Raw genomic sequence first — 10,759 nt, forward strand, 5'->3', positions numbered from 1 at the left:
TTGAAACCTTTATATCAGGAGAATTCAATGAGCGGCGAGATTATTAACGTGACCGATGCGGACTTCGAAGCCAAGGTCATCAACGCAGACGGCCCCGTGCTGGTCGATTACTGGGCTCCTTGGTGTGGCCCCTGCAAAATGGTCGCGCCGATCCTTGAGCAACTGGCCGGAGAGTACGGCGACAAGCTGACCATTGCCAAAATCAATATCGATGATAATCCGGAAACACCGAAGAAATACGGCGTTCGAGGCATCCCTACCCTGACTGTTTTCAAAAATGGCAACGTGGAAGCCACCAAAGTGGGCGCCCTGTCTAAAAGCCAACTGACCGCATTCTTGGACAGCACGCTTTAAGCACGGATGTAATAACCTGTTACCCCTTCGTCGCCCGGCGAAGGGGTTTCCTTACCCTGCCACGACCGACGGGCTAGACAGCCCCAACCATGAGTGATAGATTCCAGAACCAGCTTTAATAAAGCACCCCCTTTAGTTAGTCCTCGGAACCTCTGGTTACCTATTTTCCTTATGGCCCCCTTTAGGCTTGCCGGGCCAGATTCCGAAAAAACCGGATTATCAAAACAACTGCAACACTGCGGTGGTGCATCCTCTCAATTCATCCAAAGACACCAAATTAGACGCCAATGAATCTTTCTGAACTGAAGCAGAAGCCGATTGGAGAACTTCTGGACATTGCCAAGGAACTCGGTCTCGAGAACCTGGCAAGAACCCGTAAACAAGACGTTATCTTTTCCATCCTTAAACGCGCCGCCAAAAATGGCTCCGACATTTACGGCGATGGCGTGCTGGAAATCCTGCAGGATGGTTTCGGTTTCCTTCGTTCCGCTGAAGGATCTTATCTTGCCGGCCCGGACGACATTTACGTTTCGCCCAGCCAGATCCGTCGCTTCAATTTACGCACCGGCGACACCATCGCCGGAAAAATCCGGCCCCCCAAGGATGGCGAGCGTTACTTCGCCATGCTCAAGGTCAACGAGATCAACTTTGACCGCCCGGAAAACGCCAAGAACAAAATCCTGTTCGAGAACCTGACCCCGCTGTTTCCTACTCAGCGATTGGTCATGGAAATCGGTAATGGCTCCACCGAAGACATTACCACTCGGGTAATCGATCTGGTGGCACCCATCGGTAAAGGGCAGCGTGGCCTAATCGTCGCGCCGCCCAAAGCCGGTAAGACCATGCTGCTGCAGAGCGTGGCCCAGTCCATTGCCCGCAACAACCCCGAAACTCACATGATTGTGCTGCTCATCGACGAGCGCCCGGAAGAAGTGACAGAAATGTCCCGAACCGTGCGCGGTGAAGTGGTGGCCTCCACCTTTGACGAGCCACCGGCCCGTCACGTTCAGGTGGCTGAAATGGTGATCGAGAAAGCCAAGCGGCTGGTCGAGCACAAACAGGACGTGGTAATCCTGCTGGACTCCATCACCCGTCTGGCGCGCGCCTACAACACCGTGCAGCCCAGCTCCGGCAAGGTGCTCACCGGTGGTGTTGACGCCCACGCCCTGGAAAAGCCCAAGCGCTTTTTCGGTGCCGCGCGGAACATCGAGGAAGGCGGTAGCCTGACCATCCTCGCCACCGCTCTGGTCGACACCGGTTCCAAAATGGACGAAGTGATCTACGAGGAATTCAAAGGCACCGGCAACATGGAACTGCATCTGGACCGCAAGGTGGCAGAGAAGCGTGTGTTCCCGGCCATGAATATCCGCAAATCCGGCACCCGTCGTGAAGAACGTCTGGTGAGCGAAGACGAACTGCAGAAGATGTGGATCCTGCGCAAGGTGCTGCACCCCATGGACGAAATTGGCGCCATGGAATTCCTCATCGACCGCATGAAGCAGACCAAGACAAACCTGGAATTCTTCGATTCCATGAAGCGCAAATAAGCGGCGCAACGCGCCGCACGCTTCAAGCAACATGCAAAACCCCGCTTCGGCGGGGTTTTTGTTATCCGCCACCGGCGCTTGCCTGCCGATCAGCGGCTACGCTATCTTTCTATTAATCTCGTGACATCAGCACTTTCAAACATCATTCCCCTGGGACCTATATCTTCAGGTGCTGGGGGAAGCATCACATGGACACCTACTTACATGTATTGCGAAAAGCGGCCTTTATCCTGCTCTCTACACTACTCCTGAGCAGCTGCCTGACTTCCGCCGTTAACATCTCCAGCACGCCTCCCTTCGCTGCGCAAACACCAGCCCCAGGCAAAGCATTGCTTTACGTTTTCTACGCCAAATACTGGCAAGAAAACATCAGGGAATACGAGCTACAGTTACTGGTGGATGACGAAATCATTGGCACGATTGGTACCTCAGATTACTACCTGCTGGAACTCTGGCCAGGCGACTATGATATCGCTGTCGAGCTACTGCCCTACACCGCACTAGGCAAACGCCGCCAAGGGGGTGAGATGGCGACTAAAGGCATTAGTATCGATGCCGGTGAAATCAATCTGCTTGGAATGGGCTATGTCGACGCCAGCAGCAACCCCCTGAATTTTTACACGGCCTGGCCATTCAAGGCCGGTGCGCTTGAAGGTCGCACTCTGACAAGACAGGTTCCCCATACCGAAACCGCCCAAGCAATAAAAACCTACGGCGGGCAATGGCAGGGGCCTGCACGCGAGCTCCTCGCCCACGGCGAAGGCACGCTACGCCTGCCGAACGGCATGACCTACCAAGGACGCATGGAGCGAGGGGATTACACCACTGATGGCGTGCTTATTTACCCTGATGGCAAACGCTATAAAGGGGAGTATTCCAGCTATTTTGGCAAGCCAGAAGGGAAAGGTTTGCTCACCGACGCCGATGGCAACGTAGTCTTTGCGGGCACCTTCTACGACGGCAAGCCCTATGAAAAAGGCGTCAGCTCTCGCAATGGCCAACTCCATTACGAAGACTATGGACGCTATGGCACAAAGCAGGAAACCGACCCCGCGACCCTCGCAGAACAATCCATCACGAATCAGGACAAGCGACGCCTTGCCTCGATAAGCAAAGAAGCCGAACCCTTCAATGCAGAAGTTTCCCGGTATCAACGCATGCAGCGTGATGCCCGGGAAGAGTTCGAGGAAAAGGAAGCCAGCTACCCCTCTCAATGCACCTGCGCGTTCAAGCTTTGCTTGGAGAGCAACCCTTCAGATGAAAGCCTAGAAGAACGCAGAGCCCGCAAAAAAGCGCAATCTCGCCGCGATGCAGCCTGCCGAGAATGGCGCGCCACAGGCGGAACCTACGCAGAACGCAAGGCCCAACTGGACCGTGAACTGGCAAACATAAGCGGGAACCTGGCAGACGCACTGGCACAACTCAAACAAGCAGAACAGCGCGATGCCGCCGTCCGCAAACAGAAAGCCGCGGCACTTGCCCGCACTAGAGCAGCCAGAACCGCTGAACTAGAGCAAAAAATCCGGCAACAACAGCGTGACAACCTGGAAGAACAGCGTCTGGCCTGCCAGGGCAAAGAAACCTACTGTAGCTGTTATGCTTTTCGTCCCCCCTCACAAACGTCTGGCAGCCTGACCTGCACCCAATAAGCCTGCCGCTGATGAAAAGCGAATAGGAAAAAACACGGCAGGCTTCGCCTGCGGTGAAGTCTGCCGTGTTTTGTTGGCTCCCTTCCCTCTGTTTATTTATTTTTCTTTGCTTCATGTTCCTGCCGTCCAGCGTTTGCCGTCCTTACTGTTATACTCGCCGCACAACCCGCTCGGTTACCGGATCAAAAGGAAGGCCATGAAATACCGCGATCTTCGAGACTTCATTAGCCAACTGGAACAGCTCGGCGAGCTTAAGCGCATCACTGTGCCGGTGGATCCTAAACTGGAAATGACGGAAATTTGCGACCGCACTCTGCGAGCCGGCGGGCCAGCCTTGCTGTTCGAAAACCCGGTGGGGTTTGGCACTCCGGTGCTGGGCAACCTGTTCGGCACTGAACGGCGGGTGGCACTGGGCATGGGCCGTGACTCGGTGGCAGAGCTTCGCGAGCTGGGTGAGCTGCTGGCGTTTCTCAAGGAGCCGGAGCCGCCCAAGGGTTTCCGTGATGCCTGGGAAAAACTGCCGGTATTTCGCAAGGTCCTGAGCATGAGCCCCAAGGTGTCCAGCTCCGGCCCCTGCCAGGAAAAGGTGCTGGAAGGCGACGAGGTGGACCTGTACAAACTGCCCATCCAGACCTGCTGGCCTGATGATGCCGGCCCCCTGGTGACCTGGCCGCTAGTCATCACCCGCGGCCCTAACAAGGAACGTCAGAATCTGGGGATTTACCGCCAACAACTGATCGGCCGCAACAAGCTGATCATGCGCTGGCTGAGCCACCGGGGCGGAGCACTGGATTTCCAAGAATGGCAACAGCAACATCCTGGCGAACCGTTCCCGGTGAGCGTGGCACTGGGCGCCGACCCGGCCACGATTCTGGGCGCTGTCACCCCAGTGCCGGATACCCTCAGCGAATACGCCTTTGCCGGTTTGCTGCGCGGCTCCAAGACCGAGCTGGTGAAATGTATCGGCAATGACCTGCAAGTGCCCGCCAGCGCCGAATTCGTTTTGGAAGGCTTTCTTTATCCAGGTGACATGGCTGACGAAGGCCCCTTCGGCGACCACACCGGCTATTACAATGAAGTGGAGCGTTTCCCAGTATTCACCGTGGAGCGCATCACTCACCGTCGCAACCCGATTTATCACAGCACCTATACGGGCCGGCCGCCGGATGAACCCGCGGTACTCGGCGTGGCCATGAATGAAATCTTCGTGCCCATCCTGAAAAAGCAGTTTCCCGAGATCGTCGACTTTTACCTGCCGCCGGAAGGCTGCTCCTACCGCATGGCCGTGGTCACCATGAAGAAGCAGTACCCCGGCCACGCCAAGCGCGTGATGATGGGCGTTTGGTCATTCCTGCGCCAGTTCATGTACACCAAGTTCGTGATCGTCTGCGATGACGACGTGAATGCCCGTGACTGGAAAGATGTGATCTGGGCCATGACCACCCGCATGGACCCGGCCCGCGATACCGTGATGATCGAAAACACGCCCATTGATTATCTGGATTTCGCCTCTCCGGTGGCCGGCCTTGGTTCCAAAATGGGAATGGATGCCACGAACAAGTGGGCAGGCGAAACCACCCGCGAGTGGGGCCGCGCCATCGCCATGGATCCCGCTGTAAAAACCCGGGTGGATGAAATGTGGTCCTCACTGGGCATCGACACCCCGGAATAATCCTAGAATGGGCGCCGGCTCACAGAGCAGGGTGGCGCCCAAATTCCAGCGTGGTACGATCGTACGAAAAATACAACAAGGTCGCCCATGCCTGTTTTTTCGTCACTGAACCGCCGTGCTTTTTTGAAATCCCTGGCCGCCACTGGCGCTCTAGGCTCAATGAGCCCTAGCCAACTGCTCGCCGACACGAGCAAAGCCGCCACCTGGCAAAATTGGTCAGGGAATCAGCAAGCCAAGCCCAGCCAGTTACTGTTCCCCCGTAACCAGGACGAACTTCGCGATGCGGTTACGTCTGGCACCGGTACCCTGCGCGCCTTTGGTGGCAGCGACTCATTCAGTGCGGTGGCCCCCTCTAACGACACCATGATTTCGCTTGAAGCCATGGGGGGACTACGCCACCAAAATGAAGACCTGTTTACCTGGGGCGGCGGCACCCGGCTGGCCATAGCCAGCGCCCAGGCCCATAGCCTGGGCTACAGTTTCAGCAATGAACCGGACATTAATTTGCAGTCCCTTGCTGGGGCCATTGCCACCAGCACTCACGGAACCGGTACCGGCCTTACCAGCATATCCGGGCAAGTGGATGCTATTCGCCTGATGCTGCCCAGTGGCGAACTACTGGAATTAAACGCCGATGGCGGGGATCACTTCCTTGCCGCCTGCTGTAACGTCGGCGCACTGGGTATTGTCTCAGACATCACTTTGCGCCATCAGCCAGCCTATCGACTCAAGGAGCGAACCTGGACTCTGCCCCTTCGTGAGGCCATGGATTATGTGCAGAAGGAGAAAGACAACTACCGCCATATTGAAATCTTCCCCTTCCCGCTCGGCAAGCAGGCCATCGTCAAAACATTGGAAATCACCGACGACCCGAAGAATGGCCCGCCACGCCAGAATGAAAATGACATCCTGGAAATGGCCTGCAATCTGGCCATGCATGCCGGCTGGCTGACCCCAACCTTGCAAACGCTCGCCACGAAATTTGTCGAAGAAGCCACCTTCACCGGGCCGTCCCACAAGGTGTTTGCCAACCATCGCACCGTACGTTTCAACGAGATGGAATACAGCGTGCCTGCTGAAGACGGCATGGCTTGCCTGGAAGAAGTGTGCGACGCCATTCGTCAGCATGACATCAATGTTTTCTTTCCCATTGAATTTCGCTATGTGGCCGCCGACAACAACCTGCTATCCATGTTCTATCAGCAACCCAGCGCCAGCCTGTCTATACACCAATACTACGAACAGGACTATCAGCCCCTCTTCGGTGTGGTTGAACCTATTCTGCGCCGCTACGCCGGACGCCCCCACTGGGGCAAAATTCACAGCCTGGAACGCGAAGAATTGACGGAGTTGTACCCCGCTTTTGAGCGCTTTCAAGCGGTACGTCGTGAGCTGAACCCACAAGGACGCATGCTGAATGACCATCTCAAGACGCTGTTTACGTAGTGCGAGGTTTGCCTGCACCGTCTTCATTGATAGCAAAAGGGGGCGTTTATGAAACGCCGTGAACTTCTAATCGCGATGGCCACCCTGGCCGCCAGTGGCTGGCTGCTAAGGCCGAGCAATCAGGGCCAACCCCACGGCGATTACTTTCAAACCATCAACGACTACCTGCGTCGCGCCGGACCGGGCCGCCCCTTGATGCTCATCGATCGCCAACGACTGGCCGCCAACTGCAAGACACTGATGAGCATGATGCCCCGCCACTGCCAGCTTCGCATCGTGGCCAAATCCCTACCCAGCGTCCCCCTTATTCAGGAAGTAATGACCCACACCGGCAGCCGGCGGATAATGGTATTCCATCAACCTTTTATGAACGCTCTGGCCGATGCCGAACCCGGCTGTGACATGCTACTGGGTAAACCCATGCCGATTCGGGCAGCACGACGTTTCTATTCTGAGTTGAGCCACAATGAACAGAGCCATCCCAGCCCGTTCAAACCGGACCAACAACTGCAGTGGCTGATTGATTCCTCCTCTCGCCTAGAGCAATACCTGAGCCTTGCCCGCGAGCAGCAACGACATCTCAACATCAACATTGAGATCGATGTGGGCCTGCACCGGGGCGGGCTTACCGACCCCCAGCAACTGGACGCCATGATCGCGCTGATTGAGGCCCACCCCGAGCAGCTACGCTTTAGTGGCTTCATGGGCCACGACGCTCACGTGGGTAGACTACCCAGTTTTGTACAGAGCGCAGAAGAAGGCCACCGGGAAACCGAGGCCCTCTACCAGCAGTATATCCACAGGTTGTACCACCTGAATCCGACCTATCGAAAACAAGACCTGTGCTTTAACGGTGCCGGCAGCCCAACGCTAGCGCTCTATGACGACAGCACCGTGGTCAACGAACTCAGTGCCGGCTCCTGCCTAGTCAAAGCCAGCGACTTCGATCTGCCACTACTGCAACGCTTCCAACCCGCGGCCTTTATTGCCGCCCCGGTGATCAAGCAACTGAATGGCCTCGCCCTGCCCGGCCCACTACCACTGGGCGAACTCTGGCAAAGCTGGGACACCAATCGCCGGCAAAGCTATTTTATTTGGGTATACGGATTTAATGGTTGATGGGGCACCTTCACCCCACCAACCTGATACCACCCTCAGATGGTTGATAGATCGACCCCGTAGTTGAGTTCCTCTGCGAAGTCCGGCAGTCCGTAACCGATGGTGTAGAACGGAGAGACCTTCGCAGTCGGGGCCTTCTTCTTGTGCTTCGTGGTGTAGAGCATTCGTGCCCGCATCACCTCGAACGAGTAACCACGCCCTTCACGGTTCTTGTCCTTGGCCAGTCGGTTGATGGACTCCGTGTAAGCGTTGGTGACGGGCATGTCCGTCTCGAAGTAGGTCATGATCTCTTCGCGCCAGTTGCCCACTGCCCTGACCAGATCGCTCCAGACTTCCTTCTGGCCCTTTGGAATGGTGGCTATCCAGTCATCCAGGGCGGCTTCTGCCTGTGGCCGGGTGGTGGCGTTCCAGATGCCGTAGAAGCGTTCCTTGTGCTCGTAGGCGGCCAGCAGTTGCGGGAATGCGCCTGTCCAGGTCTCCATGATGAGTCGCTCCCGGTCTGAGACTTCGTGAGCGCGTTTCAGCAGGATTTTCCGGTCTCCTTTGAGGGTTCGGCTCTGGGAGGGTTTCAGCTCCTTTCTGAGGCCCTTGCGCACCTTCTCCAAGGCATCGTTGGCCATGCGCACCACATGGAACTTATCGACCACGATACGGGCCTGTGGCAGCACCGCCTTGACCGCTGCCCGGTAGGGGTTCCACATGTCCATGCTGACGATCTCGACCTTCTGCCGGTCTTTCAGCTTCATCAGGTAGTTGGTCACCACGTCCTGACGGCGGGTGGCCAGCAGGTCGAGCAGGGTTCGCTCCTCGATGTTGGTCAGGATGCAGCGGTAGCGCTTGTTCAGGTACAGCTCGTCGATGCCCAGAATGCGGGGCGTCTCGAAGCGGTGCCAGCGCCCCAGAAACTCGGCGCGGGCGTTGAAGATGTCACGTACCGTCTTCTCGTCCAAGCCGGTCTGTGCCGCCACAAAGGTGTAGGGGTGGTTGAAGGATTCCTTCTCCACGTATTCATGCAGCCGCAGCGTCATGCGGAAGCCGTCCACCATCTCCGGTAGCTGGGGCCTGAAGGTGGTCTTGCAGGCCCGGCAGGTGTACCGGCGGCGGACCACCCAGAGGGTGACCCGCTTGCCGTGGATGGGCAGATCACGATAGGGAACATCACGCTTGCCGAACCGCACGAACTCACCCTGCACGCCGCATTCCTCGCAGGCGATGGGATCGGGCGCGTCCACCTGGAAGTGCATTTCGTCGTCGGTGGATTTGCAGCCCAGCACCTGGTACTCAGGCAGGTGCAGGATGTTGTCGGGCATTTCGGTCATGCGGCGTGCTCCTTACGGCTGGCGAGTGTCACGTTGGTGAGCTTCACCTACCTCTCCTCTCTTGCAAACAAGCATACTACCCCCTAGTATTTATATACTACCCTCCAGTATAGTTTTTGGGCCACTAAAGAGACGACTGCATGCACACGATCAAAGACAAAGCGAAGCTATTAACCCGCGTTCGGCGCATTCAGGGGCAGACGGCCGCACTGGAAAGGCAGCTTGACGAGGAGGGCGACTGCACGGCCGTGCTGCAACAGATCGCCGCGATTCGTGGGGCGGTGAATGGACTGATGGCAGCCATCATTGAGGGGCACTTGACTGATCACGTCGTCAGGGAACCCGAGTTGGAGCAGCGGCAACAAGACTTGGAAGCGGTGCTGCAGGTCATCAAGTCCTACCTCAAGTAGAACATCACGAGCTACAGCGTGGGTACCCTAGCTGTAAGAGGCGAACTTTGGCAGTGATTTAATATCCGCGCCCCTGAAGTTCTTGCGGAACCGGAGCTGTTAGCAGGGCTTCGCCATCAATCGCCACCACTTTCATTGGTCTTGCTGACCATAATTTTTATCAACTCGGAGTATTACAGTATGCATGGTCACAGGCTCGAAGAATGGCAACACAATCATGTTTTTGGTCAAGATCGTAAAAAATCCGGTGAAATACGCTCACTGATCGTCGTCGCTCTAACTGTCGTCATGATGGTTTGGGAAATTCTGGCCGGTGTCTTATACGGTTCGATGGCCCTCCTGGCCGATGGCCTTCATATGGGCTCTCATGCTGTCGCTCTGGGTATTGCAGCCTTCGCCTATGCATACGCTCGCCGCAACGCAGGCAATACACAGTTCTCATTTGGCACCGGGAAGGTCAATGCGCTAGGCGGGTTCACCGGCGCGGTCCTGCTGGCAGGCTTCGCCCTGTATATGGTGATCGAAAGCATCGACCGCTTCATCCACCCGGTAGAAATTTCGTTCAATGGAGCTATTTTCGTCGCCGTCATCGGCTTGATCGTCAATGGAGTATCGGCCTGGATACTGGGCGGGGAAGACCACGACCACGGGCATGGGCATGGGCATGGGCATGGGCATGGGCATCATGATCATAACCGTCGAGCTGCCTACTTCCACGTACTCGCCGATGCCTTAACTTCTGTATTGGCGATTGCTGCCTTGCTGGCCGGAAAGTATGCGGGCTGGGACTGGATGGACCCGATCATGGGTATCGTCGGCGCGTTACTTATCACTCGCTGGTCATGGCATCTGTTGAAAGACACCTCCCGCGTGCTGCTTGATCAACAGCGCAGTGACTTGGAGCACGACGTCAGACATGCCATTGAGAGTGACGATGCACGAATCAGCGATCTGCACCTCTGGGCCATTGGTCCGAATATTCACGCCGCCATCGTCTCGGTCGTGTCGCATGACCCGGAGGCGCCTGCCGTCTACAAGCAGCGTATCCAGGCTCAGTGCCCGTCATTAGTACACATTACAGTCGAGCCACAGCGCTGTCTCACTGGTCCGGAGAATACCGGCTCCAGGATACGATGAGCTGATTGAGCGGGCTGGGCCGAAATAGTCGGTTTTGGTACGGGCGAGGGAGTTGCTCTGCATTCAGCTTGGCCTCGCCCTCTCTCCAAGCCATGTAAGTGTCATT

At 56.6% G+C, this 10,759-nt stretch carries 9 protein-coding genes; 8 read left to right on the forward strand and 1 reads right to left on the reverse strand.

The genetic code is table 11. The features are described from left to right. Positions 1-27: 27 nt before the first annotated feature. The 6 genes from trxA (at position 28) to ABO_RS12615 (ending at position 7,787) form a co-directional block, all read left to right on the forward strand. Entirely contained in the window at positions 28-354 is a 327-nt protein-coding gene (trxA, locus tag ABO_RS12590) for a thioredoxin TrxA (RefSeq protein WP_011589736.1), read from the forward strand. Between the two features lie 287 nt (positions 355-641). Then, positions 642-1,901 carry a transcription termination factor Rho gene (rho, locus tag ABO_RS12595; protein ID WP_007151393.1) on the forward strand — a complete coding sequence of 420 codons (1,260 nt, stop codon included), beginning with the start codon at positions 642-644 and terminating at the stop codon, positions 1,899-1,901. 188 nt (positions 1,902-2,089) lie between these two features. Further along, the gene (locus tag ABO_RS12600) at positions 2,090-3,550 is read left to right on the forward strand and encodes a hypothetical protein (RefSeq protein ID WP_011589737.1); all 1,461 of its coding nucleotides are present in this window, start codon (positions 2,090-2,092) and stop codon (positions 3,548-3,550) included. A gap of 196 nt (positions 3,551-3,746) precedes the next feature. Then, positions 3,747-5,222: a 4-hydroxy-3-polyprenylbenzoate decarboxylase gene (gene ubiD, locus ABO_RS12605; protein ID WP_011589738.1), complete on the forward strand. Its 1,476-nt coding sequence runs from the start codon at positions 3,747-3,749 to the stop codon at positions 5,220-5,222. A gap of 87 nt (positions 5,223-5,309) precedes the next feature. Continuing rightward, on the forward strand, positions 5,310-6,668 hold the full coding sequence (locus ABO_RS12610; RefSeq protein ID WP_011589739.1) for a D-arabinono-1,4-lactone oxidase: 1,359 nt from the start codon (positions 5,310-5,312) through the stop codon (positions 6,666-6,668). Positions 6,669-6,716: 48 nt separating this feature from the next. Beyond that, positions 6,717-7,787 carry an alanine racemase gene (locus ABO_RS12615; protein WP_011589740.1) on the forward strand — a complete coding sequence of 357 codons (1,071 nt, stop codon included), beginning with the start codon at positions 6,717-6,719 and terminating at the stop codon, positions 7,785-7,787. 35 nt (positions 7,788-7,822) lie between these two features. On the opposite strand, the gene ABO_RS12620 is transcribed toward ABO_RS12615, so the two are convergent. Then, positions 7,823-9,106, reverse strand: coding sequence for an ISL3 family transposase (locus ABO_RS12620; RefSeq protein ID WP_011589741.1), 1,284 nt, complete (start codon positions 9,104-9,106; stop codon positions 7,823-7,825). Positions 9,107-9,246: 140 nt separating this feature from the next. Here ABO_RS12620 and ABO_RS12625 point away from each other — a divergent pair, with 140 nt between their 5' ends. Both ABO_RS12625 and dmeF read left to right on the forward strand, forming a co-directional pair. Further along, on the forward strand, positions 9,247-9,516 hold the full coding sequence (locus tag ABO_RS12625) for a metal/formaldehyde-sensitive transcriptional repressor (protein WP_011589742.1): 270 nt from the start codon (positions 9,247-9,249) through the stop codon (positions 9,514-9,516). A 180-nt stretch (positions 9,517-9,696) separates the two neighbouring features. Next, complete coding sequence (gene dmeF / locus ABO_RS12630; protein WP_011589743.1) at positions 9,697-10,653, forward strand: CDF family Co(II)/Ni(II) efflux transporter DmeF; 957 nt, start codon at positions 9,697-9,699, stop codon at positions 10,651-10,653. Positions 10,654-10,759: the final 106 nt, after the last annotated feature.

It is taken from the genome of Alcanivorax borkumensis SK2 (assembly GCF_000009365.1).
Lineage (GTDB): Bacteria > Pseudomonadota > Gammaproteobacteria > Pseudomonadales > Alcanivoracaceae > Alcanivorax > Alcanivorax borkumensis.